This is a genomic window from Bradyrhizobium sp. Leo78 (assembly GCF_059512425.1).
Genome location: NZ_JCAMOT010000002.1, coordinates 403206 through 429095 on the forward strand (window position 1 = coordinate 403206; position 25890 = coordinate 429095).

Consider the following 25890-nt stretch of genomic DNA (forward strand, 5'->3'; position numbering starts at 1 on the left):
AATCAGGCAACCGGCGGCGGAACGTGGGCCGCGTACCATTCGCGGAGGCCGACCAGTGCCGGGTGGGCCAGTGAACGAGTGAGGTAGGTCCAGATCCGCGGCTGGTGCTTGAGATAATGCGGCTTGCCATCCCGCCCGTTGAGCCGCGCAAACGTGCCCAGCAGACGCGTGTTACGCTGGGCCGACATGATCGCGTAGAGCTCGGCGAAGCTGGCCGCGTCGAAATGCTCCTCGGTGGCGCGCCGCGCCTTGATGTAGCGGGAGAGCAGCGTGAGCTCGAGCTGCTCGGGCACGTCGATCCGCGCGTCCTGGAGCAGCGACACCAGGTCGTAAGTGGCAGGTCCCAGCACCGCGTCCTGGAAGTCGATCAGGCCGACCCGCAGGATGCCGGTGCGCTCGCCGAGCCAGATCAGGTTGGGCGAGTGGAAGTCGCGGAGCACCCAGGTCCGCGGCGCCTCGGCCGGCTTTTCCAGGAGCGTTCGCCACATCGCAAGAAATTCATTGCGTAAATCCGATGCGAGGGTGACGCCGCGCTGCGGCAAGTACCACTCGATCATCAAGCCCAGCTCGACCAGCCATGCATCGATGTCGAAGACGGGGATGTCGTAGGTGAGCTGCGGCGACAGTGGCAGCTCCTCTGGCAGCTTCTCGCGATGCAGGGCTGCCAGCATGTCGGTCGCGGCTTCATAGCGCTCGGTGATCGGCGCCGGCGGGTTGCCTTCGACGACGCCGTCCTTGCCGAAATCCTCGGTGATCAGGAATCCCAGATCGATGTCGGAGTGGCGGATCGCGGGTGCGGAGAAGCCGCGCTCGCGCAGTCCGTTGTCGATGGCGACGAACGGCTTGACGTCCTCGGCGAGATGGACGGCGGCGCTGTAGGACTTGCCGTCATAGATCGGCGGCCCGTCGGGGCGGCGCGGCGAATTCATCAGGATGACGCTGCCATTGTCGTCGAACAGCCGGGCGTAGGAGCGGGTCGAGGCATCGCCCGGCATGCGCTCGCGCCGCGCGTCGATGTAGCCGGCATTGTCGAGGAATTGGCGCAGCGCGTTCAGCCGCGTGACGACGACGGCGGCCTTGCCGTGGCCGGTGATCTCGGCCGCCCGCGCGTTCGATCCCAGCGCCGGCCGGTGGCTCAGCGCGATGTCGATACGATCCGGTGGCAAGGCATCCGGTGCGCGCTCCGGCCATTCGATCAGCGCTACCGCGCCGTCAGGCAAGGGCGACAGCCCGATCTCCTCGAGTTCGCTCGCGTCATTGATGCGGTAGAGATCGGCATGAACAAGCGGGAACGCCGGCAACTCGTAGGTTTGCGCCAGCGTGAAGGTCGGGCTCGGCACTTCCAGCGTATCATCGGTGGCGAGATAGCGGATCAGCGCGCGGGCCGCGGCGGTCTTGCCGGCGCCGAGATCGCCGGAGAGCGCGATGACTTCGCCGGGGCCGATCAAGAGCGCGAGATCCGCCATCAGATGCGCGGTCGCCGCCTCATTGGCGAGTGCGACCGAGAATGTGCTGGTGACAATCATTCGGCGGCGTTGCGATGCGCGTTCTGGTCGACCGGGAAGATGCAGGTCACGGTCGTGCCGTTGCCGACAGTCGAATCGACGCGGACCTTGCCGCCATGCAACTCGACGAAGGAGCGCACCAGCGACAGGCCGAGGCCGGCGCCACGGTGCCGCGAGCCATGGGAATGGCTCTCGAACCAGTTGAATACCTTGTCCTTGACCTCAGGCGCGATGCCCGGGCCGGTGTCGGTCACCGCGAATACGACGCTGTGGTCGGCACGTCGCGCAGAGATCGTGACCGTCCCGTCATGCGGGGAGAAGCCGACGGCGTTGGCGAGCAGGTTATAGAGCACCTGCACCACGCGCCGTTCGTCGCCGATGAATTCGCCGATATTGGGCTCGATGTCGACCTTGAGCGTGATGCGGTCGGTCGCGAGCCGGTCCTGGATGCCTTCGGCCGCGGCCTCGATCGTCTTGCCGATATCGACGGAGCCGAGCTCGAGCGTCATCGCGCCGGCATCGATGGTGGCGAGATCGAGGATGTTGTTGGTGAGCGCGAGCAACGCGTTGGTCGATTTGGTGACGTAGTCGAGATATTCGGCCTGCTTCGCGTTGAGTGGTCCGGTCGAGGGATCAGACAGGAAATGCGCAAAGCCGATGATGGTGGTGAGCGGCGCGCGCAATTCGTAGGACACGTGGTGGACGAAATCGACCTTCATCTGGTCGGCCGCTTCCAGCGCCTCGTTGCGCTCGCGCAGCGCGCGTTCGACATTCTCGGTGTCGGTGATGTCCTGGAATGTCAGCATGGTCGCGCCGTCGGGCAGCGGCATGGTCATGCAATGCAGCACGCTGCCGTCCTTGCGCTCGAGCTTCAGCGCAACCTGGGCCCGGTTCTCGATCGCAGTGATCGCCTCGCGCAGCGCGCGCCAGACGATCGGATCGTCGAACAGCGGCCTGCACAGCGCTTCCACGGTCTCGATATGCGGCTGCTCGCGCAGCGCATCCGCCGGCAGCCGCCACATCTTCTCAAATGCCGGGTTGAACAACTGCACCCGGCCATTGCTGCCGAACACCGCGACTGCTTCGTTCAGATTGTCGAGGGTCTCGTGCTGGACGCGGATCAGGCCGTCGAAGCGACGCGCCAGATCGAGGCTTTCGGTGACGTTGTCGAAGAGATAGGTGACGCCACCTTCGAGATTCGGCGTGGTGACGACACTGACCGCGCGGCCGTCCGGCAGGAACCAGGTGTAGCTCTCCGATTCGACCGCGCGATAGGCTTCGTGCAGCTTGGCCTTCCAGGCGCGGAAGTCCGGCTGCTCCGGCAGCTTGCGCGCGGCGCGCAGCCGATCGAGGACGCTGGAATCGTCCGGGTTGCTATCGAGGAATGCCTGATCGAGATCCCAGAGGCGGCGATAGGATTCGTTGTAGAAGGCGAGCCGCCGGTCGGCGTCGAACACGGCGACGCCGGAAGAGAGCTGGTCGAGGGTGCGGCGATGCGCTTCCGCCATCCGGGTGAGCGCGGCGCGAAGGGCGGCAACCTCGCTGGCGTCGATGGCGATGCCGGCGCTGCCGCCGGCAAGCTTCATCGCCTGCACGTCGTAGATCCGGCGCTCGCCGCCGACCACGATCGGCAGTCGCGCGGCATAGGTTGCATATTCGTGCAGCGCCTTGGCCATCTCGACCCGCTGATCGTTCTCCAGGAGCTCGAGATTGCGGGTGATTGCATCCGCGATGCTCGCGCCCTCGGTCGCCCGCAGATAGGCCGTATTGGCATAGCGCAGATCGTCCTGCGCATTCTTGGCCCAGATCGGCCAGGGTGCGGCGGCGGCGAAATCGCGCAGCAGCTCGGTTTCCTCCTGCAGCATCTTGTAGCGCAGATTGGCCTCGGCCAATTCGCGGCGCAAGCCGCCGAGCTCGCGCATCCGCACGATCGCCTGGCCGCCGATGGCGCGACCCATGGCCTCGATCGCGCGGCCGTTCGCGGTCGTGAGGTTGAGCAGAAAGCCCTGGCCGGCCTCGCGCAGCGCGTCGACGGCGTGGTCCATCTGCAGCGCCGGTTCCGGCGGCAGCCAGGTTCCGAATGCCAGCACGCGCTGGGGCGAGGTCTGGGTCGCCTCCTGCGAGGTCAGCAATGCGATGTCGCCGCTGATCTCGGGGCGATTGTTGCCGGCCGCCCAGGAAATCAGGACCTGCGGTTCGGCAAACAGCAGCGCGCGCAGACGATCGGATTGGGCCTGCAGATCGGCGATCTCGGCGCGCAGGCGCCCCTCGCTCCGGCTGGCGCGAGCGCGCGTGCGCATCAAGAGGATCGCGGCGACCACGGAAAAGCCGAGCAACGCAACCGCGGCGGTGAAAAGAACGAATTCCTGGTGATCGAGGTCGAACCACGCCGAGATCGCCGGCTCGAACAGCCAGTCACCGGCGCGTGCCGATCCCGTGGGCAGCGCCAATGTAGCGGCGAGCCCCATCAGGCCGTCGCGCGCCAGTGAGGTGCACGACAGCAGGCTTCGACGCATTGCGGCGACCACGCCTGACATAATTTGCCCCAGAACGCACGACTTCAGCCCGGCGTCAGACCTCCGCCGTGCTCACGAATCGAGGAAGCATATCCTCAAGCTGACTCAGCGAGTAAGAGTCCAGATCGTGAACGCAAGACACGCTGTGAAAAATGCGGGGCTCAATTCATGCGCCAGCGCAAATTTTATCCGCATTCGAATGGCTTATCGCCCGGTCGAGCCGAAGCCGCCGCTGCCTCGTTCGGTAGTGGACAGCACGGTCACGGGAACCAGTTCCGCCTGCACGACCGGTGCGATCACCATCTGCGCGATGCGCTCGCCGCGTCGGATCGAAAATGGCGCCTCGCCGTGATTGATCAGGAGCACATTGATCTCGCCGCGATAGTCGGCGTCGATGGTACCAGGCGAATTCAACACGGTCACGCCGTGCTTGGCGGCAAGTCCCGAGCGTGGCCGCACCTGCGCCTCATAGCCCGGCGGCAGCGCGATCGTCAGCCCGGTCGGAACCATTGCATATTTGCCTGATGCGAGCACCAGCGGCGTTTCTTCGGGCACTGCGGCGAGCAGATCGAGCCCGGCGGCCTCGGCGGTCTGGTAGGTCGGCAGCGGAAGGCCTTCGCCATGCGGCAATTGCCTGACATCGACCTTGATTGTCGCACTCACGATTTCGCCTCCACAGCCTTCGCGATCCGCGCCACCAGTTCGGTGGCGACCTGTTCCTTGGTCATGACCGGCCAGGAATCGACGCTGATATCCTCGCCCTCGCGCGTCAGCAGATGGACGGTGTTGCGGTCCCCGCCCATCACGCCGGTGGCCGGCGAAACATCATTGGCCACGATCCAGTCGCAGCCCTTGCGGGCGATCTTTGCCTTTGCATTGTCGATCAGATGCTCGGTCTCGGCCGCGAAACCGATCACCAGCGGCGGGCGCTTGTCCTGCAGCTTGGCGATGGTGGCGAGGATGTCGGGGTTCTCGATCAGTTGCAGCGACGGCACGCCGGCTGTGGTCTTCTTCAATTTCTGCTCGCCTTCATTGGCGACCCGCCAGTCGGCGACCGCGGCCGCGAAAATCGCGACATCCACCGGCAGCGCCGCTTCCACCCGGTGCAGCATGTCGCGCGCGGATTCCACAGAGATTACCGACACGCCGGGGGGATCGGCGAGATCGACCGGCCCCGAGACCAGGACGACTTCGGCGCCGGCATCTCGCGCGGCGGCGGCGATGGCAAAGCCCTGCTTGCCAGAGGAGCGGTTGGCGATATAGCGCACCGGATCGATCGCCTCATGCGTTGGCCCTGCGGTGATCAGCACGCGCTTGCCCTGAAGCGGGCGCCGATGCGGCGGGCGCAGGATATGTTCGGCAGCGGCGGCGATTTCCGTCGGCTCGGCCATCCGCCCGACGCCGGCTTCGCCCGCCTCCGCCATCTCGCCGGCGTTGGGGCCGACGGTCAGGATGCCGTCGCGGCGGAGCTGCAGCACGTTGCGGCGGGTGGCGGCGTTGTTCCACATCAGCGGATTCATTGCCGGCGCCAGCAGGATCGGGCGGTTGGCGGCGAGCAGGATCGCGGAGGCGAGATCGTCGGCATGGCCATGCGCCATTTTGGCGATCAGGTCCGCGGTCGCCGGCGCCACTACGATCAGGTCGCACTCGCGTGCCAGGCGGATGTGGCCGGCATCGAATTCGCTCTCGGGATCGAACAGGTCAGTATAGACGCGCTCATGCGACAGGGCGCTGGCGGCAAGCGGGGTGACGAATTGCTGCGCCGCCTTGGTCAGCACGCAGCGAACGTGAATCTGGCGCTCCTTGAGCCGCCGAATCAGGTCCAGCGCCTTGTAGGCGGCGATGCCGCCGCCGATGATCAGGGTGACGCGGGCCAGGCCGTTGGCCGACGCTACAGCGGCCTGCGGGCGCGACGCGGGAGCTGCCGGCGGGACCTCGGAGGGCTGCCCAGCAACCACCTCGCCCAGGATCACCCGGACCTCGTCCTCGACCGAGCGCCCGTTACGGGCTGCGCGTAGGCGCAATTCATCTCGGACGGCGTCATCGAGCTTGCGAATAGTCAGATTGGCCATGGCCGCACCATCGATTTGACAGCAATGCTAGCGTCATACGCTGTCATTGCAATCAAAGATTCCGAACTGCAATCAGGATTCCGATGAAAGTGGCCGCGATGATCCAGAGCGCGATCGTCCGCCAGCGGTTCTTGCGGCCCTCGGTCTGTCCCATCGCCGCGATCGTTTCCGGCGACAGCGTGACGCCTTCGCGCGTCATCCTCTCCAGATTGCCCAGCACCGCGACCGCGCGCGAGGCGATATCGGGCAGATGCGCGAACACGCGGGCGAGCTCGCCGGCCCCCGACATCGCGCCCTGGATGCGCCCCACGGGGCCGAGATTGCGCTCGATCCATTCGCGCACCACGGGGTCAGCAATTTTCCAGATGTCGAGCTTGGGGTCGAAGCCGCGCGCCACGCCTTCGACCACCACCATGGTCTTCTGCAGCAGGATCAATTCGGGACGCGTCTGCATGTCGAACAGGCCGGTGACCTCGAGCAGCAGCGTCAACAGCCGCGCCATCGAGATCTCCTCGGCGGTGCGATTGTGGATCGGCTCGCCGATGGCGCGGATGGCCTGCGCGAAATTCTCCACCGAGTGATGCCCCGGCACATAGCCGGCCTCGAAATGCACCTCGGCGACGCGGCGATAGTCGCGGGTGATGAAGCCGAGCAGGATCTCGGCGAGGAAGCGCCGCTCCTTCTGCCCGAGCCGGCCCATGATGCCGAAATCGACCGCCACCAGCCGGCCGTTATCGTCGAGGAAGAGATTGCCGGGATGCATGTCGGCATGGAAGAAGCCGTCGCGCAGCGCGTGACGCAGGAAGCTCTGGATCACCTTGCGGCCGAGATCGGGCAGATCGACCTCGGCTTGCTCCAGCCTGATACGGTCGTTCAGCGGGATGCCGTCGACCCATTCCATCGTCAGCACGTTGTGGGTGGTGCGGTCCCAGTCCACCGCCGGCACGCGGAAATCCGGATCGTCCTTGATGTTTTCCGCCATCTCGGAGAGGGCGGCAGCCTCCAGGCGGAGGTCCATCTCCATCGCGACCGAGCGCGACATCGTGTTGATGACCTCGACCAGCCGCAAGCGCCGCGCTTCGGCCGAATGGGCTTCCGCCTTGTGCGCGACAAAGAAGAAATCGGAGAGATCGCGGCGGAAGCGGGAGGCGACGTTCGGCCGCAGCACCTTCACGGCCACCTGCTGGCGCACGCCGTTGCGCTCGATCTCGCCGCGATGCACCTGCGCGATCGAGGCGGCGGCGACTGCGGGGCCGAGCCGTACGAAACTCTGCGCCAGCGGGCGTTCCAGCGACTGCACGATCACAGCTTCGGCTTCGGCCTGCGGGAACGGCGGCAGCCGGTCCTGCAGGCTCTCCAGATCCTTGGCCAACACGACGCCGACCACGTCGGGCCGTGTGGCCAGGAACTGGCCGAGCTTGAGATAGGCCGGCCCGAGCCGCGTCAGCGCCCGCGACAGCCGCGGGCCGGACTTGGCGCCGCGCCGTTCGACGAGGCGGGCGAGCTTCACCAGAAGTTGTGCCGGCGGCGGCACCAGGGCCGGATCGACGACGCCGAACACGCCCTCGCGCGCGAAGACGTAGGCGGCGCGGGCGAGGCGCGCGATGTGTGTTGTTGCAGAGATCACAAACGCCAGCCCGAATGCAGCGCCACGATGCCGCCCGAGAGGATTTCCCATTTCACCCGCGCAAAGCCGGCGGCAGTGATCATCTCGGCAAAGGCGCTCGGCCGTGGAAACTTGCGGATCGATTCGACGAGATACTGATAGGACTCGGCGTCGCCGGTCACGGCGCGGCCGAGCGGCGGGATCACCCTGAACGAGAACATGTCGTAGAGCCGGTCGAGGCCGGGCACGTCGACAGTGGAAAATTCAAGACAGAGGAAGCGGCTGCCGGGTCGCAGCACGCGATAGGCCTCGCGCAGCGCGACATCGATCCGCGGCACGTTGCGGATGCCGAACGCGATCGTGTAGGCGTCGAACGAACGGTCCGGAAAGCTGAGCGCCTCGGCATTGCCGGCGACGAACGAGACCCGTTCATCGAGATGCTGGGCGCGAGCACGGTTGCGGCCGACCTCGAGCATGTCGGCATTGATGTCGCAGACAGTGGCGCGGAAACCGGGACCGCCCGCCTTCGCCGCCCGGAAAGAGATATCGCCGGTGCCGCCCGCGACGTCGAGCAGCGCGAACGGCGCTTCGCTCTTCGGCGGATTGAGCTGGGTGATCATGATGTCCTTCCAGACCCGGTGCAGGCCGATCGACATCAGATCGTTCATCAAGTCATAACGCGACGCCACGCTGTGGAACACCTCGTTCACCAGCGTCTGTTTCTCGCCCAGGGGAACGTCCCTGTAGCCGAAATGGGTGGTTTGGTCCCGCCGATCCATCAACACGTTACCTTAAGGAGCGCGACCATAGCGCGCCCGCCGCAATGGCGCTATCACGTCAGCACCTCCGCACACAATCCGCCAAACCGGCTGTGATCTGGCGGATTGTTGGCAAATTGTTAATTTGGCGGGCGAAGGGGCGCAAAACCGCTTACACTTTTGCCGATCCCGCCCCGCGTGAATGACATTTCCATGCCCGAGCTCCCCGAAGTCGAGACCGTCCGCCGCGGCCTGCAGCCGTCCATGGAGGGTGCGAAAATCCTGAAAGCGGAAGCCCGCCGCAAGGACCTGCGGTTTCCCTTTCAAAAAGACTTTGTCGCGCGGCTGGAAGGGCAAACTGTCGCGGGTCTCGGCCGTCGCGCGAAATATCTGATGGCGGACCTGACCTCGGGCGACGTGCTCTTGATGCATCTGGGCATGTCCGGCTCGTTCCGCGTGCTCAAGGACGATGACAAGGCCGCGCCGGGACATTTCCATTACGAGCGCAATCAGGACCGCGCGCACGATCATGTGATCTTCCACATGTCGTCGGGGGCTGCGATCATCTTCAACGACCCGCGCCGCTTCGGCTACATGAAAGTGATCGCGCGCAACGCGATCGAGGACGAGCCGCTGTTGAAGGGCCTCGGCCCCGAACCGCTCGGCAACGAATTCGATGCCGAGATGCTGGCGCACTCCTGCGCCAACAAGAAAACCAGCCTGAAGGCGGCGCTGCTCGACCAGCGCGTGGTCGCAGGGCTCGGCAATATCTACGTCTGCGAAGCGCTGTTTCGCGCACGCCTGTCGCCGCGCCGGCTGGCGGCAACGCTTGCCAGGAAGAAGACGGAGGAGCCGACGGAGCACGCAGAACGACTGGTCACTGCGATCCACGATGTGTTGAACCAGGCGATCAAGGCCGGCGGCTCATCGTTGCGCGACCATCGCCAGACCAATGGCGAACTCGGCTATTTCCAGCATTCGTTCCAGGTCTACGACCGCGAAGGCGAGAAGTGCCCGACTCCGGGCTGCGACGGCACCGTGAAACGCTTCACCCAGAATGGTCGTTCGACGTTCTGGTGCCCGAAATGCCAAAAATAACCGACAATAATGGGAGCGACGTCATGAGCGAGAATTGGCGAGATCGCGCGGCGACACATTTCGAATGCGAGAAGCAACCAGCCATCTCCAGCCGCGGTATGGTCGTCAGCAATCATCCGCTGGCCTCAAGCGCGGGCGCCGAGATGCTGGCCGCCGGCGGCAACGCGATCGATGCGGCGATCGCGACATTGTTCACGCTAACCGTGGTCGAGCCGATGATGGTCGGCATCATCGGCGGCGGCATGGCGCATATCCGTCTCGCTGACGGCACGCATCGCTTCATCGACGGCCAGAGCACCGTGCCGCTCGCGGTCCGTCCCGACACCTACAGTTCGAAGCCGGGTTCGGCGCATGACGTGTTCGACACCGTCGGCGATGAGAATTGCGTGGGTGCGAAGGCGGTGGCGGTGCCGGGTTCGCTAATGGCCTGGTGCGAGACGCTGCGGCGATTCGGCACCATGAGCCTTGCCGACGTCATGCAGCCCGCGATCAAGCATGCCGCCCGCGGCTATGCGGTGACGCCTTACTTGCACGAATGCATCCGCGAGAGCGCGGCCGACATGTTGAAGGACAAGCCGATTTCGGCGATCTATCTTCCGAACGGCGAACCGCCGAAGATCGGCGAACGCGTGGTGCAGGCCGAATATGCGGAGACGTTGCGGTATATCGCCGAGCATGGCGAGGCCGCGCTGTATCAGGGATCGCTCGGCGATATCCTCGTCCACTACATGGAGCAGAACGGCGGATATATTCGCCGCGCCGATCTCGCAGCCTACAAGACCGTCGAGCGCCAGCCGATCCGCGCCGATTATCGCGGCTGGGTTATCCTGGGACCACCGCCGCCGGCGGCATCCGGCGTGCATATCGCGGAGATGTTGAACATTCTCGAAGGCTACGACATCGCGAGCCTCGGTTTCGGCAGCGCCGAGACGATTCATTATCTCGCCGAAGTGCTGAAGATCGCCTTCGCCGATCGCGCAGCGGCAAGCGGCGATCCCGCCTATGTCAACGTGCCCGTCGAGCGGCTGACGTCGAAAGCCTATGCCGAAGAGCGCCGCCATGCGATCGATCCCGATCGGGCGCAGGCCTGGGCCGCGGGCGTTGCGCAGCTCGAAGGCGCGCATACCACGCATCTGACGGCGGCGGATGCGTTCGGCAATGTGGTTGCGACCACGCAAACCATCAACAATCTGTTCGGCGCCAAGATCCTGATCCCCGGCCTTGGTGCCATCGCGAACAATTACATGCATCTGTTCGATCCGCGTCCCGGCCACGCGCTGTCGCTGGCGGCCGGCAAGCGCGTCACCACCTCGATGTCGCCGATGATGGCGCTGCGCGATGGCAAACTGAGATATGCGCTCGGCCTGCCCGGAGGAAAACGCATCTTCCCCAGCGCAATGCAGGCGCTGATCAACCTGATCGATCACGGCATGAGCCTGCAGGAAGCGGTCGAGGCGCCGCGGGTATGGACCGAGGGCAATGCGCTCGAAGTCGAACTCGCCGGTTCCCGAGAGCGTGCGCGAGAAACTTGCCGCGATGGGCCATACCGTCGCGCCGGTATCTTCCGTCGCCGGCGGCATGAACGCGATCGAATTTGATGAGGATGGCCGCATGCTGGGCGCCGCCTGCTGGCGCGCCGACGGCACGCCGATCGGGATCGCCGGTGGGCTGGCGCGTGCGGGGGTAAGGTTCAGATTGGCGTGACGTCGGCTCCCTCTCCCCGCTCTTGCGGGGCGGGACGAGCAGAGCTCGCCCTGAGAGGGTTGGGGTGAGGGGCTGTCTCCGCAAATTCGGTAAGAGATGAGTTCGCGGAGGCAGCCCCTCACCCGGATTGCATCTGCCGATGCATCCGGCCTCTCCCCGCAAGCGGGGCGAGGGGAGGAGCGAGCGCTATTTCCGCACGCAGATCACGCGCACCACGGCGGCCCTTGCGTCGGTCGATGTGCCATTCGCGGTCACACCATGGGCTTTCAGGAAGCCGCGCACCGTCTCGGCCGGCGCCAGCATCGCCTGCGATGCGGGTGCCGCATTCGCCGGACCGGCGACGACCACCGGCTTCAGCAAAGCGAGACCGGCGAACTTGCCGTCGGTATCGAGCGCCGCCGCGCCGGAGAAGCCGATCGCAGGTGCCGGCGTCAGCGTGACATCGTTGCCGACAGCCATGGCTGTCGCCTTGGCGCTGCTCACGGCGTTGCCGCCGCCCTGATTCTGCGGATCGGCGATGCCGGTGAGGTCGAGCGCCGGCTTTGCGCCAGTGGCGCCGATATTCAGCGGCTTCAATCCGCGCGCGCCATAGATGTGCAGCAGCGCGAGATCGTGTTCCTTGTCTTCGGCGATCCGGTCGGCATTGCCGTGACCGGCAATCGTGATCGCGATGCATTCGTCGGTGGCCAAGCGGTCGGTCACGATCGCGCCGTCGTCGCTGACGACAACGCCAGTGCCATATTCCACCGTCTTGCGCGGCGGGGGACCTGCAATCTGGGGACCTGATGGGAACGGGTTGAACGCGCTCGACATCGCGATCACCACCGGCTCGACGGTATTTTCAGTTGCCTGGTCGTAGAGGATGGTGAGGATGCGAACTTCGTCGCCCTTGAACGTGCCGCGGATGTAGAATTTCTTCAGCCCCTGCAGGCCCGACAGCACGAAGAAATCCGGCTTGACGACGGTATAGTCGACGGTCCGGCCCGGCTCCTTCTTCTCGCGCTCGGCAAGTTTTGCGGTGGTCGGGCTCGCCTCCTTGCGGCGCGCCAGCACGACCTGGATCGTCCCCGTCGCTGACGTCCATTTGGCGCCGTCGACACCGCTTGCGAGTTGCGGAACCAGTTTTGAGGGAATGCCGAGCCGCGCTCCGGTGCCGGGCTCAGTGACAATCCGCCAGCCGACGCTCTCCTGTTTGCGCCGCGCGGTCTCGGCCAGCACGCCACGCTCCTGCGGGTTGAGCACGCCGGTCGGCTTGCCGCCGCGCGATTTCTGGAATTCCTTGATCGCGTTGACCATGCGCTCGCTGACATCGCCCGTGATCGCGCCGTTATACTGGCCGACCCAGGCGAGATCGGATTGCAGCGCGAGCCGCTCGGCCTGCGCCATCCCGCCCGCCGTCTCCTCGGGCTTCTGCAGCGCGGGGCGGACCGGCACGGTCGCGACTGTCTTTGGTTTGGCGCCGGCGGTGGACGGCGGGGTCATCTGCGCCTGTGCGCTCCCCATTGTCACGACCATCAATGTTGCCGAAAGCACCGATCTCATGACAAATCCGGGAGGTTATTGCGCGGTGGGTCGATTATGCACATCTGCTTGGTCGGCAACAACCACACCTGGGTTCACGATTCCGACCTCATCCTGAGGAGGACGCGAAGCGGCCGTCTCGAAGGATGGGCCACGGGCGAGGTCCGGGCCTCATGGTTCGCCCGGCGATGCGATAGCATCGTCAGGAGACGCCGCTTCGCGGCTCCTCACCATGAGGGTTTGGCGGTGGCGATAAGGATGTAAGCAACAATGCTGAGTGCTGACGAACTCGAACGCTACGCCCGCCACATCGTGCTGCGCGAAGTCGGCGGGCCCGGGCAGACGGCGCTGAAGGAGGCTTCGGTGCTGGTGATCGGCGCCGGCGGCCTTGGCGCGCCGGCGCTGATGTATCTGGCGGCGGCCGGCGTCGGCACGCTCGGGGTCGTCGATGATGATATCGTGTCGCTCTCCAATCTGCAGCGCCAGATCATCCATGCGACGCCGGACATCGGCAAACGCAAGGTCGACAGCGCCGCCGAGCAGATCCATGCGCTCAATCCGCATGTCAATTTCGAGGCGCATGCGGTGCGGCTCGACGCTGATAACGTGATGTCGCTGATCGGCGGCTATGACCTCGTGCTCGACGGCTCCGACAATTTCGAGACGCGCTATCTCGTCTCCGATGCCTGCTTCCTCGCCGGCAAGCCGCTGATCACGGCCGCGCTCGGCGTATTCGACGGCTCGCTGACCACGATCCGCGCACATGAGAAGAATGCCGCCGGCGAGTTCAATCCGACCTATCGCTGCCTGTTTCCCGAACCTCCGCCGCCCGGCACGGTGCCGGCCTGCGCGGAAGCCGGCGTGATGGGCGCGCTCGCCGGCATGCTGGGCTCTATGATGGCGCTGGAGGCGATCCGCGAGATCGTCGGCTTCGGCGAGGGCCTGGTCGGGCGCCTCTTGATGGTGGATGCGCGCGCGATGCGCTTCGAGACTCTGCGTTACGCGCGCGATCCGGCGAATCCGCTCAACGGTGACAACCCTGTCATCACCGATCTGAGCGGGCATCTTTGAGTGTCACGAAGCGCGCTTCTCGCTGTCCATGTGCTTCAAGTGCTCCTCCGGATAGCGGCCGCCGGCGGCGACGCCGGGCGGAAAGGCGTTTGCCAGCGCGGCGAGATGCGCATCCGTCAGTTTCACCTCGAGCGCGCCGAGCGCCTCGGTGAGACGGTCGCGGCGGCGGGCACCGACCAGCGGCACGATATCCTTGCCCTGCGCGGCGACCCAGGCAATCGCGACCTGCGCCGGAGATGCGCCGACGTCCCTGGCGATGGCGCGAAGTGAACCCACCAACGCCAGGTTGGTGTCGATATTGCCGGCCTGGAAACGCGGGCTCAGCAGGCGGAAATCCTGCGGGCCGGAATGCTCTTTCGACCAGTGGCCGCTGATCAAGCCGCGCGCCAGGACGCCGTAAGCCGTGATGCTGATGCCGAGCTCGCGGCAGGTCTTCAGGATGTCGTCCTCGATGCCGCGCGCTACAAGCGAATATTCGATCTGCAGATCGGCGATCGGATGCACGGCGTGCGCGCGGCGGATGGTCTCCGAGCCGACTTCCGAAAGGCCGATATGCCTGACGTGCCCGGCCTTGATCAGGTCAGCGATCGCGCCGACGGTCTCTTCGATCGGCACGCTGGGATCGAGCCGCGCCGGCCGATAGATGTCGATATGGTCGGTGCGGAGCCGCTGCAGCGAATAGGCGGCAAAGTTCTTCACCGCGACTGGCCGGCTATCGTAGCCGAGAAAACCCCGGTTGGGATCGCGCAGCGCGCCGAACTTGACCGAGATCTGCAGATTGTCGCGGCTGTGGCCGGCAAGCGCTTCGGCGATCAGCATCTCATTGTGGCCTATGCCATAGAAGTCGCCGGTGTCGAGCAGCGTGATTCCGGCATCGAGCGCCGCATGGATCGTGGCGATGCTCTCGTTGCGGTCGGCGGGGCCGTAGAAATCCGACATGCCCATGCAGCCGAGGCCGATGGCCGAGACCTCCGGGCCAGTTGAGCCGAGTTTGCGTTTTTCCATGGCAGCTTCTCCTCGAAATGGGCGGCGGATGGATGCCGCGCGTGACGAGGCGGATATGCGCCGCGTTGATTATTTCGATAAGCTGGACAATTGAGAATGGCTTGTTCACTATAGCGAACAATGCAGGATTTCGACCTTCGCGACCTCAAAGCCTTCCTCGCTGTGGCCCGCACGCAGAATTTTCGGCGCGCGGCGCTGGAGCAGCGCGTCTCGGTCTCCAGCCTCAGCCAGCGGCTGCGCGACATGGAGGAGCGGCTCGGCGTGCGCCTGATGAACCGCACCACGCGCAGCGTGGCGCTGACCGAGGCCGGTGAATTGTTGCTTGCGCGCGTGGGCCCTGCGATGCGCGACGTCTGCGCGGCGCTCGATCAGGTGCGCGGCTTACGCGGCGTGCCCTCAGGTCGCCTGCGCATCAATGCGCCGCCGCCGGCTATCGACCTGGTGCTGGCGCCGATGGTGGCGCCGTTCCTGGCAAAACATCCGCAAGTCGATCTGGAGATCATCGCCGAGAGCGCGTTCGTCGACATCGTCGCGGAAGGGTTCGATGCCGGCGTGCGCTATGGCGAGCATCTCGCGCAGGACATGATCGCGGTATCGCTTGGGCCGCCGCAACGCTACGCAGTCGTGGCCTCGCGCGACTATGTCGCGCAGCATGGCCGGCCGACGCAGCCAAAGGATCTGCTCGACCATCCCTGTATCCGCACCCGCTTCGGCAGCGGCGCGATGCATGATTGGGAGTTCGAAAAAGCAGGACGCGTCGTCAAGGTGTCGCCGCCGGCCAAGCTGATCGCAACCTATCTCGGGCTTGCGCTGCGCGCCGTCCATGACGGCGTCGGATATTGGGCCACGTTCGAGGGATACGTGCGCTACGGCGTCAAATCCGGCGCGCTGGTCAGCGTGCTCGACGATTGGTGCGCGCCGTTCCCGGGCCCGTTTCTCTACTATCCGAGCCGCCGCCAAACGCCGCCCGCGCTCGCCGCCTTCGTGGCGTTCGTTGCGGAGTGGCGCAAGCGGGAACGGCGGAGGAAGGTCCCGTAGCCCGGATGGGGCCAGCGGGTCGCGCGAAGGCGCGCCCAATGGCTCCATCCGGGCTACAAGTCCGCTTCGCGGGTACGACACCGAGGTGGTGGCTACAACATGCTCGGCAGCACGCGATCCGGCGGCTTGTGGTTGTCGAGGAAGGTGCGGATGTTGATGATCACCTTCTCGCCCATCTCGACGCGGCCCTCGATGGTGGCCGAGCCCATATGCGGCAGCAGCGTCACCTTGCCCGCCTTGGCGAGCCGCACCAGCTTCGGATTGACCGCAGGCTCGTGCTCATAGACGTCGAGGCCGGCGCCGCCGATCTCTCCGGCTTCGATCAGCTTGACCAGCGTGTCCTCGTCGATCACCTCGCCGCGCGCGGTGTTGACGATATAGGCGTCCTTGCGGATCAGCTTCAGCCGCCGCGCGGAAAGCAGGTGGAAGGTCGCAGGCGTATGCGGACAGTTCACCGAGAGGATGTCCATCCGCGCCAGCATCTGGTCGAGGCTTTCCCAATAGGTGGCGCCAAGCTCGTCGGCGATGCGCGGCGCCACCGGGCGGCGGTTGTGATAATGGATCTGCAGGCCAAAGGCGCGGGCGCGGCGCGCGACCGCCTGGCCGATGCGGCCCATGCCGATGATGCCGAGCCGTTTTCCGCCGATGCGATGGCCGAGCATCCAGGTCGGCGACCAGCCCGGCCAGTGCTTGCCTTCGGTCAGGATCGAGGCGCCCTCGATCATCCGTCGCGGCACCGCCAGGATCAGCGCCATGGTCATGTCGGCGGTATCTTCGGTCAGCACCTTCGGCGTGTTGGTCACGGTGATGCCGCGCGCGTGCGCCGCCGTGACGTCGATATTGTCGACGCCGTTGCCGAAATTGGCGATCAGCCGCAGCTTGGATTCACCCTGGTTGAGAACGTCCTCGCGGATCAGGTCGGTGACGGTCGGCACCAGCACGTCAGCGGTGCGCACAGCTTCCGCGATCTGCTCCGACGTCATCGGGGTGTCGTCGAGATTGAGCCTTGCGTCGAATAATTCGCGCATCCGGGTCTCGATCGAATCCGGCAGCTTGCGGGTGACGACGACGAGAGGCTTCTTCTTAACCGACATGTTCTGCTCTCATGAGGCTTCGGCCCGTCAAAGGCTTCGCCGTTCAGGCCTCATTAACCCGGTTGTTCGAAACTGCGGTTGCTGCGCGGTCCCGGCGTTTCCTTCACGTTTCCCTAGGTTCCCCGATGATTGCCTCGGGTTTCCAAGGAAAAGTCGGGCGTTCTGGTTCTCAACGTTCCGTCCTCTCTAGCAGAAGACCGGGCCAACACAAGAACCCCTCGGCAAGACGGGCTGGGGCATCGACGCGCGGCGCAAGGGTCTGGGGTTCTGGGCGTTCACCGGTTCAACTCGCAGAACTTGAGTTGGCGTTCTCAGTAGGAGACGAGTTGATGGCGTTGGGGCGGTTGAGTTGGTTGGCGATGCTGGTTGGGTGCATGCTCGGCACCTCGGTATCTCCAGGACATTCGGCCAAGGATGCAAGTCCGACCACCAGCGGCCTGCCGATACCCCGTTACGTCAGCCTCAAGTCCGATCATGTGAACGTCCGCGCCGGCCCGACCAAGGACAATGACGTCGCCTGGGTCTATACCCGCTCCGGCCTGCCGGTCGAAATCACCGCCGAGTTCGAGAACTGGCGCCGGGTGCGCGATTCCGAAGGCGCCGAAGGTTGGGTCTATCATTCGCTGCTGTCGGGCCGCCGCACTGCGGTCGTCACGATGAAGCACAAGGACGACCTGGCGTCGCTCTACGATCGTCCGGATGCGACGAGCGCGGTCGCTGCGCGGCTGCAGGCCGGCGTCATCGCGCAGGTGAGGAAATGCGCCAATAGCTGGTGCCGCGTCACCGGCAACGGCTTCGACGGCTGGATCGAGCAGCAGCGCCTGTGGGGCGTCTACGCCGACGAGAAGGTGGACTGAATTTTACGGTGTCGTCCCGGCCAAGCCAACGGGTCGCGCGAACGATGACAGGCTCCGCGCGAGCCGGGACCCATACCGCGTCATCTCGCAATAACGCGCTGCCGGAAGACGCCGCTCTCAAACAACGAAAATTCGCGGTTATGGGTCCCGGATCAAGCCCGGGACGACAGCTACGTGGCGCTCAGCGCCTCTTGCGCAGCCGCACGACCATATCGATGCGCGCGATCTCGTAGCCTTCAGGGATATCCGGCATCTTGGAGAGCACCAGATGCGGGTCGGGAATGTCGACCAGCTCGTGGTTGTTCTCGAGGTAGAAATGGTGATGCGCGGTGACGTTGGTGTCGAAATAGGTCTTGGTGCCGTCGACGCTGACCTGGCGCAGCAGGCCCGCATCGGTGAGCTGGTTCAGCGTGTTGTAGACGGTGGCCAGCGACACCGGAACCTTCGCGAGCGTCGCCTCCTCGTAAAGCATTTCTGCGGTCAGATGGCGGGCACCCTTGCCGAACAGGAGCCAGCCCAGCGCCATGCGCTGACGGGTCGGCCGAAGGCCTGCCGCCTGCAGCATTTCATTGACGTCATGCCATGGGCAGCCGGTCAGCGCCGGCTGATGACCCGGGCCGCGGGCGATCTGACTAGCGTCATCGCTCACATGCGGAACTTCGTCGCTCATATGCACTCTAGACACCTAACTCGGGCAATATTCCAAAGACTATAAGAAGGAAATCCTTCAGATGCAAGTTTCTCGCAACTGGGGCCGGCGAAGTCGGCCCGACCGGAACCCTCTGGGGATGCAGCAATTTAACCCATTCCGACACTTTGCCGCGCCTTCATGCCTATGTTACAGAGCGCGCGGACCACATATGCGAATTCGGTAGAGACGCCGTTCGCACCCAAGGTAGCGCCGCGTTGCGGGGAATCTTGTCCCGCCGGGGAAACGGTCCGGTTCGTTCGAGAGCGCTTCACCGGGACATTGAGGAGAGTGGAAAGAGGATGCTGGAACGGCGCAGCGGTTATGAGTACGAGGATTTGCTGGCGTGCGGCAGGGGCGAGATGTTCGGTCCCGGTAATGCCCAATTGCCGTTGCCGCCGATGCTGATGTTCGACCGCATCAGCGAGATCTCCGAGACCGGTGGCGAGTTCGGCAAGGGACTGGTGCGCGCCGAGCTCGATGTGAAACCGGATCTCTGGTTCTTCGGCTGCCACTTCAAGAACGATCCCGTCATGCCCGGCTGTCTCGGCCTGGATGCGATGTGGCAGATGGTCGGCTTTTACCTCGGCTGGATCGGCGGCGAAGGACGCGGGCGGGCGCTCGGTCTTGGCGAGCTGAAGTTCGGCGGCCAAGTTCTGCCGAATGTGCGCAAGGTTGTGTACAACGTAGATATTAAGCGCGTGATGCGCTCGAGGCTGGTGCTCGGCATTGCCGATGGCTGGCTTTCCATGGATGGCGAGATTATTTATCGCGCGAAGGATTTGAAGGTTGGGCTGTTCAAGCAGGGCACGGCCCCGGCGTGACCGAAACCATCGCACAGAAAACTAACGGCAGGGCGAGGCGATCATGAGGCGGGTTGTCATCACCGGGATGGGCATTGTCTCGTCCATCGGAAACAACACCCAGGAAGTGCTTGCGAGCCTTCACGAGGCGAAGTCCGGGATTTCCCGAGCGGAGAAATACGCCGAGCTCGGCTTCCGTTCGCAGGTGCAAGGCGCGCCGACGCTCAAGCCGGCTGAGGTGATCGATCGCCGCGCGATGCGGTTTCTGGCCGACGGTGCGGCATGGAATCACGTGGCGATGGAGCAGGCGATCCGCGATGCCGGGCTCGAGGCGGACGAAGTCTCCAACGAGCGCACCGGTATCATCATGGGTTCGGGCGGGCCGTCGACGCGGACCCTGGTCGAGGCCGCCGACATCGCGCGCACCAAGGGCCCGAAGCGGGTCGGTCCGTTCGCGGTTCCCAAGGGCATGTCGTCGACCGCTTCCGCAACGCTTGCGACCTGGTTCAAAATCAAGGGCGTGAACTATTCGATCTCCTCGGCCTGCGCGACGTCTAACCACTGCATCGGCAATGCCTCCGAGATCATCCAGATGGGCAAGCAGGACGTGATCTTCGCCGGCGGCTGCGAGGAACTCGACTGGACGCTGTCGGTGCTGTTCGACGCCATGGGCGCCATGTCGTCGAAATATAACGATACGCCGGCCACCGCCTCTCGCCCCTACGACATCAACCGCGACGGTTTCGTCATCGCCGGCGGCGCCGGCGTCGTGGTGCTGGAAGAGCTGGAGCACGCCAAGGCGCGCGGTGCACGCATCTATGCCGAGATCGTCGGCTATGGCGCGACCTCCGACGGCTACGACATGGTGGCGCCCTCGGGCGAAGGTGCCGAGCGCTGCATGCGCATGGCGCTGTCGACGGTGAATACTCCGATCGATTACATCAATCCGCACGCGACCTCGACGCCTGCCGGCGATCCGCCGGAGATCGAGGCGATCCGCAAGGTGTTCGGCACCGGCGAGAAATGCCCGCCAATCTCGGCGACCAAGGCGCTGACCGGCCATTCGCTCGGCGCCACCGGCGTGCAGGAGGCGATCTATTCGCTTCTGATGATGAACAACGGCTTCATCTGCGAGAGCGCGCATATCACCGAGCTCGACCCTGTGTTCGCCGACATGCCGATCGTGCGCAAGCGCATCGACAATGCGAAGCTCGGCACCGTGTTGTCGAATTCGTTCGGCTTCGGCGGCACCAACGCGACGCTGGTGTTCAAGCGGCTGGATGCGTGAGATTGTTAGCCAGTTGACTGGCTGATTCACCGTCATGGCCGGGCTTCGTCCCGGCCATCCACGTCTTTGCCATAGGCGCCGAAAGCGCGTGGATTCCCGGGACAAGCCCGGGCATGACGAAGAAAGAGAGTGGTGAGTACGATGCAGGACCTGATGAAAGGCAAGCGCGGACTGATCATGGGCGTCGCCAATGATCATTCGATCGCCTGGGGCATTGCCAGGACGCTCCATGCGCAGGGCGCCGAGCTCGCCTTCACCTATCAGGGCGAGGCGCTCGGCAAGCGCGTCAAGCCGCTGGCGCAGTCGCTCGGCGTCGACACGGTGCTGCCCTGCGATGTCGAGGATCTCGCCAGCGTCGATGCGGTGTTCGCAGCCTTGCGCGAGAAATGGGGTCAGCTCGATTTCCTCGTCCATGCCGTCGCCTTCTCCGACAAGAACGAGCTGAAGGGCCGCTATGCGGACACCACGCGCGAGAACTTCTCGCGCACCATGCTGATCTCCTGCTTTTCGTTCACCGAACTGGCCGAGCGCGCAGCCGAGCTGATGCCGGAAACCGGCGGCGCCATGATTACGCTGACCTTCGGCGGCTCGATGCGCGTGATGCCCAATTACAACGTGATGGGGGTCGCGAAGGCGGCGCTGGAAGCCTCGGTGCGCTATCTCGCCGCCGATTTCGGCTCCCGCGCCATCCGCATCAACGCGATTTCAGCGGGTCCGGTGCGCACGCTCGCCGGCTCGGGCATCGGCGATGCACGCGCGATGTTCGCGTTTCAGCAGAAGCATTCACCGCTCGGCCGCGGCGTGACGCTTGATGAGCTCGGCGGTTCCGCGCTCTATCTGCTGTCCGATCTCTCCGGCGGCGTCACCGGCGAAATCCATTACGTCGATTCCGGCTACAACGTGATCTCGATGCCGCGCCCGGAAGACCTGAAGGCGGAGTAGCTCGAAATCGTAGGGTGGGCAAAGCGAAGCGTGCCCACCTTCTCTTGCACCGATCGTGAATGGTGGGCACGCTGCGCTTTGCCCACCCTACAAGAGCTAACCCGCGGCAATCTTCTCCGCGCGCTGGAATGCCGGACGCGCGGTGCAACGATCGATATAGGCCTCGAAGGACGGCCGCGACGGCACCATCTTGAACAGCCGCACCGCATAGTTCAGGCCAGAGCCGACCACGATATCGGCGGCGGAAAAGTCCTCGCCGAGAATCCACGGTCCCTTCTGCAGCTCGGTGTCGAGTACGTCGAACACCTGTGTCGCGGTGCCCCATGCGGCGGTGCTGGCGGGCACCTCGAGCTTGGTGAAGATCTGGATCAGCGCCGGCTCGATGCAGCTCGGCGCGAAGAACAGGTACTGCAGATATCGCCCGCGCTTCGGATCGTTCAGCGCCGGCGCGAGCTTCTTCTCCGGATAACGATCCGCAATATAGGCGCAGATCGCAGCAGCTTCGCCGAGCGCGACGTCGCCGTCCTTCAAGGCCGGCACCTTGCCCATCGGATTGACCTTCAGGAACTCCGGCGCCTTCTGCGCGCCGGTCGAGATGTCGGTCAGCACGCGCTCATACGGCAGTCCGGTTTCTTCCATCAGCCACAGGCAGGTGAACGAGCGCGAACGAGGCGACCAATAGAGCTGGATCATGGGGCTGAACCTTTCACGGGCGAAGACGCGTTCATCGCTCCGAACGCTTGCATTGGCAACGGCCAATTCTAGAGCGTTTTCGAGCGAAGTGGGCGCCGGTTCGCGTGAAGAAAATGCGTCAAAACAAGAGTCCAGAGCTTCGGTTCTGGTTCAATCAGAACCGAAGCCCTGGGGCGCCGTGAAGGGAAGCTTGCTCATGAAGTTCGGCGGTGCAGCGAAGCGGCCGGAGACGATATCGCGCCCCCCGGCCGCGTGAGACTGCTCTGTCGCGCGTGGACTACACGCCGAGCGTGCCTGCCTTTGCGGCCGCGTAGCGGTCGCCGATCGCCTTCCAGTTCACCGTGTTCCACCAGGCCTGCAGATAGTCAGGGCGGCGATTCTGGTAATGCAGATAGTAAGCGTGCTCCCAGACGTCGTTGCCGAACAGTGTGCGTTTGCCGTCCATCAGCGGGCTGTCCTGGTTCGGCCGGGTCTCGAGTGCGAGCTTGCCGTCCTTGGTCACGGTGACGAACACCCAGCCCGAACCGAACACGCGTCCGCCGGCCGCGTTGAAGTCGGTCCGTAGTTTCTCCATTCCGCCGAGATCGCGGTCGATCGCGGCGAGCACCTCGCCTTCCGGCTTGCCGCCATTCGGTCCCATGATCTGCCAGAACATGGTGTGGTTGGCGTGGCCGCCGAGATTGTTGCGGACGCCGGTGCGGACCGCCTCGGGCACTTTGTTCAGATTGGCGAGCACATCCGCGACGGGCTTTTCGGCGATCTGCGGATGATCTTTGGCGATCGCGTTGACGTTGTTCACATAGGCCTGGTGATGCTTGTCATGATGGATCTGCATCGTCAGCGCATCGATATGCGGCTCCAGCGCATTGGCGGGATAGGGCAGCGGATCCACCTTGAACGGACCGGCAGGCGGCTGGGCCGAGCCTTGCGCGAACGCCATTCGCGGCGAAGCGGCTGCGGCGACGAGGCCGGTTGCGGCCATCATCAGGCGGCGGCGGGACAGGAATGACATCGTGACCTCCGGGCTTAAGGAAAGCATGGTGTCTTATTGTAGGCGCAGGACGTGAAGCGGTTCCGACAAAGGTGATCACGAAATCGCGGCCAAACCGCACATGGCCATCAGCCACGGTTGATTTGCAAAGCCCCACATAAACTTAGGGCGGCCGTCAAGGCCGCCCTTTTTTAGCAATTCCATTGTGTAGAAGCGTTCACTCGCCTGCCGCCTCGCGCGTCGCTGGCGCGTCGGTCTTCTGCTTGGCCTCCAGATCCTCGCCGGTCTCCTGGTCGACCGCCTTCATCGACAACCGCGTCTTGCCGCGGTCGTCGAAGCCGAGCAGCTTGACCTTGACCTTGTCGCCTTCCTTGACGACGTCGGAGGTCTTCTGCACGCGGTTGGCCGCGAGCTGGCTGATATGGACGAGGCCGTCCTTGGCGCCGAAGAAGTTCACGAAGGCGCCGAACTCCATCACCTTGACTACGGTGCCCTCGTAGATCTGGCCGATCTCCGGCTCGGAGGTGATCGACTTGATCCACTTGATCGCAGCCTTCATCGCCTCGCCGTCGTTGGAGGCGACCTTCACGGTGCCGTCGTCCTCGATGTTGATCTTGGCGCCGGTCTTCTCGACGATCTCGCGGATCACCTTGCCGCCAGTGCCGATCACTTCGCGGATCTTGTCCGTCGGGATCTTGAAGGTCTCGATGCGCGGTGCGTATTCGCCGAGCTCGGCGCGCGCCGCGGTCAGTGCCTTGGACATCTCGCCGAGGATGTGAATGCGTCCTTCCTTGGCCTGGCCAAGCGCGACGCGCATGATCTCCTCGGTGATGCCCTCGATCTTGATATCCATCTGCAGCGAGGTGATGCCCTGGTCGGTGCCGGCGACCTTGAAATCCATGTCGCCGAGATGATCCTCGTCGCCGAGGATGTCCGAGAGCACCGCGAAGCGCTGATCTTCGAGGATCAGGCCCATCGCGATACCGGCGGTCGGCCGCTTCAGCGGCACGCCGGCATCCATCAGTGCCAGCGAGGCGCCGCAGACCGAGGCCATCGACGATGAGCCGTTGGACTCTGTGACTTCAGACACCACGCGCACCGTGTAGGGGAATTCATGGTGCGGTGGCAGCACGGGATGGATCGCGCGCCAGGCGAGCTTGCCGTGGCCGATCTCGCGACGCTTGGTGCCGCCGAGGCGGCCGGTCTCGCCGACCGAGTAGGGTGGGAAGTTGTAGTGCAGCAGGAACGTCTCCTTGTACGTTCCGGACAGCGCGTCGATGTACTGCTCATCCTCGCCGGTGCCGAGCGTGGTCACGACCATCGCCTGGGTCTCGCCGCGGGTGAACAGCGCCGAACCGTGGGCGCGCGGCAGCACGCCGACTTCGGCGACGATGTTGCGCACCGTCTTGACGTCGCGGCCGTCGATGCGCTTGCCGGTGTCGAGGATGTTCCAGCGGACGATCTTCGCTTCCAGCTCCTTGAACACGTCGGCGACGCGCAGCTTGTCATATTTCGGCTCCTGCCCTTCCGGGAAGAAGTGCGCCATCACCTTTTCCTTGGCGGCACCGACCGCGGCATAGCGCTCCTGCTTGATCGGTATAGCGTAAGCGGTGCGCAACTCCTGCTCGATCAGGCCGAGCATATCTTTTTCGATCGCCGAATTGTCGATCGGGGTGATCTCGCGCGGCTCCTTCGCGGCCTTCTCGGCGAGCTCGATGATCGCGTTGATGACCGGCTGGAAGTGGCGGTGGCCGAACATCACGGCGCCGAGCATGACGTCTTCGTTCAGCTCCTTGGCTTCCGATTCCACCATCAGCACGGCGTCCGCGGTACCGGCGACGACGAGATCGAGCTGGGTCTCGTTCATCTCGTCCAGCGTCGGGTTCAGCACATATTCGTCGTTGGCGAAGCCGACGCGGGCCGCGCCAATCGGGCCCTTGAACGGCACACCGGACAGCGTCAGCGCCGCGGAAGCGGCAACCATCGCCAGAATGTCCGGATCGTTCTCCATGTCATGCGACAGGGTGGTGATGATCACCTGCGTCTCGTTGCGCCAGCCGTCGACGAACAGCGGGCGGATCGGGCGGTCGATCAGGCGGGAGACCAGCGTCTCCTTCTCAGTCGGCCGGCCCTCGCGCTTGAAGTAGCCGCCGGGGATGCGGCCCGCGGCATAGGCCTTCTCCTGGTAGTCGACCGTCAGCGGCAGGAAGTCGACGCCTTCGCGGGGCGTCTTGGCGGCGACGACGGTGGCAAGCACCACGGTCTCGCCATAGGTCGCCATAACGGCGCCATCGGCCTGCCGGGCGATCTTTCCGGTTTCAAGCTTGAGCGGACGTCCGCCCCAGTCGATCTCCACGGAATGGGTCGTAAACATTTTGGTCTTCTTTCATGGTTTCACGAAAGAGCGGGCCCCCAAAACGCAAAAACCATGCGCAAGATGGCGAGACACTGATCGCAAGTCGTGATCAGTATCCGGCGATCCTGCCATGGTTCTCAAGTTCCGGATGGTGTCCATCCTTTCGTTCATACGGGCATCTTGCCCCGCCCGGCGGCCGGATTGCTGCTGGGCACTTTAGGTTTGAGCATGGTCTTTCCGGAAAACCGGGTCATGCTCGAGGCTTGAGCATGAGTGTGTGCGAC

20 protein-coding genes and 1 pseudogene are annotated in these 25890 nt (G+C 64.5%); 8 read left to right on the forward strand and 13 right to left on the reverse strand.

From position 1 onward, the window contains the following. Positions 1-2 precede the first annotated feature (2 nt). From tsaE to ubiE, 6 genes are all read right to left on the reverse strand, one after another. On the reverse strand, positions 3-1526 hold the full coding sequence (tsaE, locus tag AC5ZG1_RS04375; protein WP_496132064.1) for a tRNA (adenosine(37)-N6)-threonylcarbamoyltransferase complex ATPase subunit type 1 TsaE: 1524 nt from the start codon (positions 1524-1526) through the stop codon (positions 3-5). After that, the gene (locus AC5ZG1_RS04380) at positions 1523-4042 is read right to left on the reverse strand and encodes a PAS domain-containing sensor histidine kinase (RefSeq protein WP_130226693.1); all 2520 of its coding nucleotides are present in this window, start codon (positions 4040-4042) and stop codon (positions 1523-1525) included. The genes tsaE and AC5ZG1_RS04380 overlap by 4 nt, the downstream gene beginning before the upstream one ends. A 183-nt stretch (positions 4043-4225) precedes the next feature. Then, positions 4226-4684, reverse strand: coding sequence for a dUTP diphosphatase (gene dut, locus AC5ZG1_RS04385; protein ID WP_496132065.1), 459 nt, complete (start codon positions 4682-4684; stop codon positions 4226-4228). Continuing rightward, the gene (coaBC, locus tag AC5ZG1_RS04390; protein ID WP_496132066.1) at positions 4681-6093 is read right to left on the reverse strand and encodes a bifunctional phosphopantothenoylcysteine decarboxylase/phosphopantothenate--cysteine ligase CoaBC; all 1413 of its coding nucleotides are present in this window, start codon (positions 6091-6093) and stop codon (positions 4681-4683) included. Before coaBC ends, dut begins: the two co-directional genes overlap by 4 nt. Before the next feature lie 52 nt (positions 6094-6145). After that, complete coding sequence (gene ubiB, locus AC5ZG1_RS04395; protein ID WP_496132067.1) at positions 6146-7720, reverse strand: 2-polyprenylphenol 6-hydroxylase; 1575 nt, start codon at positions 7718-7720, stop codon at positions 6146-6148. Then, a complete protein-coding gene (ubiE, locus tag AC5ZG1_RS04400; RefSeq protein WP_130226689.1) occupies positions 7717-8478 on the reverse strand; it encodes a bifunctional demethylmenaquinone methyltransferase/2-methoxy-6-polyprenyl-1,4-benzoquinol methylase UbiE in 762 nt (253 codons plus the stop codon). Before ubiE ends, ubiB begins: the two co-directional genes overlap by 4 nt. A 192-nt stretch (positions 8479-8670) precedes the next feature. On the opposite strand from ubiE, the gene mutM reads away from it, so the two are divergent. After that, complete coding sequence (gene mutM, locus AC5ZG1_RS04405) at positions 8671-9555, forward strand: bifunctional DNA-formamidopyrimidine glycosylase/DNA-(apurinic or apyrimidinic site) lyase (protein WP_028167287.1); 885 nt, start codon at positions 8671-8673, stop codon at positions 9553-9555. A 23-nt stretch (positions 9556-9578) separates the two neighbouring features. After that, positions 9579-11259 (forward strand): annotated as a pseudogene (gene ggt / locus AC5ZG1_RS04410) (gamma-glutamyltransferase). Positions 11260-11445: 186 nt separating this feature from the next. Here ggt and AC5ZG1_RS04415 read toward each other — a convergent pair. Beyond that, a complete protein-coding gene (locus AC5ZG1_RS04415; protein WP_496132068.1) occupies positions 11446-12801 on the reverse strand; it encodes a serine protease in 1356 nt (451 codons plus the stop codon). 249 nt (positions 12802-13050) lie between these two features. Between AC5ZG1_RS04415 and AC5ZG1_RS04420 the strand changes: the two genes are divergently transcribed. After that, positions 13051-13851, forward strand: a complete 801-nt coding sequence (locus tag AC5ZG1_RS04420) for a HesA/MoeB/ThiF family protein (protein ID WP_496132069.1) — start codon at positions 13051-13053, stop codon at positions 13849-13851. Positions 13852-13854: 3 nt separating this feature from the next. On the opposite strand, the gene AC5ZG1_RS04425 is transcribed toward AC5ZG1_RS04420, so the two are convergent. Beyond that, positions 13855-14856, reverse strand: a complete 1002-nt coding sequence (locus AC5ZG1_RS04425; RefSeq protein WP_496132070.1) for an aldo/keto reductase — start codon at positions 14854-14856, stop codon at positions 13855-13857. A gap of 120 nt (positions 14857-14976) precedes the next feature. Here AC5ZG1_RS04425 and AC5ZG1_RS04430 point away from each other — a divergent pair, with 120 nt between their 5' ends. Continuing rightward, a complete protein-coding gene (locus tag AC5ZG1_RS04430) occupies positions 14977-15894 on the forward strand; it encodes a LysR family transcriptional regulator (RefSeq protein ID WP_496132071.1) in 918 nt (305 codons plus the stop codon). Positions 15895-15986: 92 nt separating this feature from the next. Here AC5ZG1_RS04430 and AC5ZG1_RS04435 read toward each other — a convergent pair whose 3' ends face one another. Further along, positions 15987-16988 (reverse strand): 2-hydroxyacid dehydrogenase, encoded by a 1002-nt coding sequence (locus AC5ZG1_RS04435; protein WP_496132072.1) that lies wholly within the window; start codon positions 16986-16988, stop codon positions 15987-15989. 329 nt (positions 16989-17317) lie between these two features. Here AC5ZG1_RS04435 and AC5ZG1_RS04440 point away from each other — a divergent pair, with 329 nt between their 5' ends. After that, on the forward strand, positions 17318-17845 hold the full coding sequence (locus tag AC5ZG1_RS04440) for an SH3 domain-containing protein (RefSeq protein WP_028167279.1): 528 nt from the start codon (positions 17318-17320) through the stop codon (positions 17843-17845). A 181-nt stretch (positions 17846-18026) separates the two neighbouring features. Here the strand turns inward: AC5ZG1_RS04440 and irrA are convergent, their stop codons facing one another. After that, positions 18027-18515 (reverse strand): iron response transcriptional regulator IrrA, encoded by a 489-nt coding sequence (gene irrA / locus AC5ZG1_RS04445; RefSeq protein WP_028167278.1) that lies wholly within the window; start codon positions 18513-18515, stop codon positions 18027-18029. Between the two features lie 320 nt (positions 18516-18835). On the opposite strand from irrA, the gene fabA reads away from it, so the two are divergent. From fabA to fabI, 3 genes are all read left to right on the forward strand, one after another. Continuing rightward, positions 18836-19357 (forward strand): 3-hydroxyacyl-[acyl-carrier-protein] dehydratase FabA, encoded by a 522-nt coding sequence (gene fabA / locus AC5ZG1_RS04450; protein ID WP_027580962.1) that lies wholly within the window; start codon positions 18836-18838, stop codon positions 19355-19357. Positions 19358-19400: 43 nt separating this feature from the next. Continuing rightward, positions 19401-20624 (forward strand): beta-ketoacyl-ACP synthase I, encoded by a 1224-nt coding sequence (fabB, locus tag AC5ZG1_RS04455; RefSeq protein WP_130227506.1) that lies wholly within the window; start codon positions 19401-19403, stop codon positions 20622-20624. A 141-nt stretch (positions 20625-20765) separates the two neighbouring features. Further along, on the forward strand, positions 20766-21566 hold the full coding sequence (gene fabI / locus AC5ZG1_RS04460; protein WP_496132095.1) for an enoyl-ACP reductase FabI: 801 nt from the start codon (positions 20766-20768) through the stop codon (positions 21564-21566). A 96-nt stretch (positions 21567-21662) separates the two neighbouring features. Here fabI and AC5ZG1_RS04465 read toward each other — a convergent pair whose 3' ends face one another. The 3 genes from AC5ZG1_RS04465 to pnp all read right to left on the reverse strand — a co-directional run bounded on the left by AC5ZG1_RS04465 (position 21663) and on the right by pnp (position 25624). Then, positions 21663-22259, reverse strand: a complete 597-nt coding sequence (locus AC5ZG1_RS04465; RefSeq protein ID WP_208823420.1) for a glutathione S-transferase family protein — start codon at positions 22257-22259, stop codon at positions 21663-21665. 277 nt (positions 22260-22536) lie between these two features. Then, positions 22537-23271, reverse strand: coding sequence for a superoxide dismutase (locus AC5ZG1_RS04470; protein ID WP_496132073.1), 735 nt, complete (start codon positions 23269-23271; stop codon positions 22537-22539). Between the two features lie 196 nt (positions 23272-23467). Further along, entirely contained in the window at positions 23468-25624 is a 2157-nt protein-coding gene (gene pnp / locus AC5ZG1_RS04475; protein WP_496132074.1) for a polyribonucleotide nucleotidyltransferase, read from the reverse strand. Between the last annotated feature and the right edge of the window lie 266 nt (positions 25625-25890).

What these genes read in the sequence shown, in the direction of transcription:
- tsaE (WP_496132064.1), bottom strand. Translation starts at nt 1,526, where the DNA reads ATGATTGTCACCAGCACATTCTCGGTCGCACTCGCCAATGAGGCGGCG.
- AC5ZG1_RS04380 (WP_130226693.1), bottom strand. Translation starts at nt 4,042, where the DNA reads ATGTCAGGCGTGGTCGCCGCAATGCGTCGAAGCCTGCTGTCGTGCACC.
- coaBC (WP_496132066.1), bottom strand. Translation starts at nt 6,093, where the DNA reads ATGGCCAATCTGACTATTCGCAAGCTCGATGACGCCGTCCGAGATGAA.
- ubiE (WP_130226689.1), bottom strand. Translation starts at nt 8,478, where the DNA reads ATGGATCGGCGGGACCAAACCACCCATTTCGGCTACAGGGACGTTCCC.
- mutM (WP_028167287.1), top strand. Translation starts at nt 8,671, where the DNA reads ATGCCCGAGCTCCCCGAAGTCGAGACCGTCCGCCGCGGCCTGCAGCCG.
- AC5ZG1_RS04415 (WP_496132068.1), bottom strand. Translation starts at nt 12,801, where the DNA reads ATGAGATCGGTGCTTTCGGCAACATTGATGGTCGTGACAATGGGGAGC.
- AC5ZG1_RS04420 (WP_496132069.1), top strand. Translation starts at nt 13,051, where the DNA reads ATGCTGAGTGCTGACGAACTCGAACGCTACGCCCGCCACATCGTGCTG.
- AC5ZG1_RS04425 (WP_496132070.1), bottom strand. Translation starts at nt 14,856, where the DNA reads ATGGAAAAACGCAAACTCGGCTCAACTGGCCCGGAGGTCTCGGCCATC.
- AC5ZG1_RS04430 (WP_496132071.1), top strand. Translation starts at nt 14,977, where the DNA reads ATGCAGGATTTCGACCTTCGCGACCTCAAAGCCTTCCTCGCTGTGGCC.
- AC5ZG1_RS04435 (WP_496132072.1), bottom strand. Translation starts at nt 16,988, where the DNA reads ATGTCGGTTAAGAAGAAGCCTCTCGTCGTCGTCACCCGCAAGCTGCCG.
- AC5ZG1_RS04440 (WP_028167279.1), top strand. Translation starts at nt 17,318, where the DNA reads ATGGCGTTGGGGCGGTTGAGTTGGTTGGCGATGCTGGTTGGGTGCATG.
- irrA (WP_028167278.1), bottom strand. Translation starts at nt 18,515, where the DNA reads ATGAGCGACGAAGTTCCGCATGTGAGCGATGACGCTAGTCAGATCGCC.
- fabA (WP_027580962.1), top strand. Translation starts at nt 18,836, where the DNA reads ATGCTGGAACGGCGCAGCGGTTATGAGTACGAGGATTTGCTGGCGTGC.
- fabB (WP_130227506.1), top strand. Translation starts at nt 19,401, where the DNA reads ATGAGGCGGGTTGTCATCACCGGGATGGGCATTGTCTCGTCCATCGGA.
- fabI (WP_496132095.1), top strand. Translation starts at nt 20,766, where the DNA reads ATGCAGGACCTGATGAAAGGCAAGCGCGGACTGATCATGGGCGTCGCC.
- AC5ZG1_RS04465 (WP_208823420.1), bottom strand. Translation starts at nt 22,259, where the DNA reads ATGATCCAGCTCTATTGGTCGCCTCGTTCGCGCTCGTTCACCTGCCTG.
- AC5ZG1_RS04470 (WP_496132073.1), bottom strand. Translation starts at nt 23,271, where the DNA reads ATGTCATTCCTGTCCCGCCGCCGCCTGATGATGGCCGCAACCGGCCTC.
- pnp (WP_496132074.1), bottom strand. Translation starts at nt 25,624, where the DNA reads ATGTTTACGACCCATTCCGTGGAGATCGACTGGGGCGGACGTCCGCTC.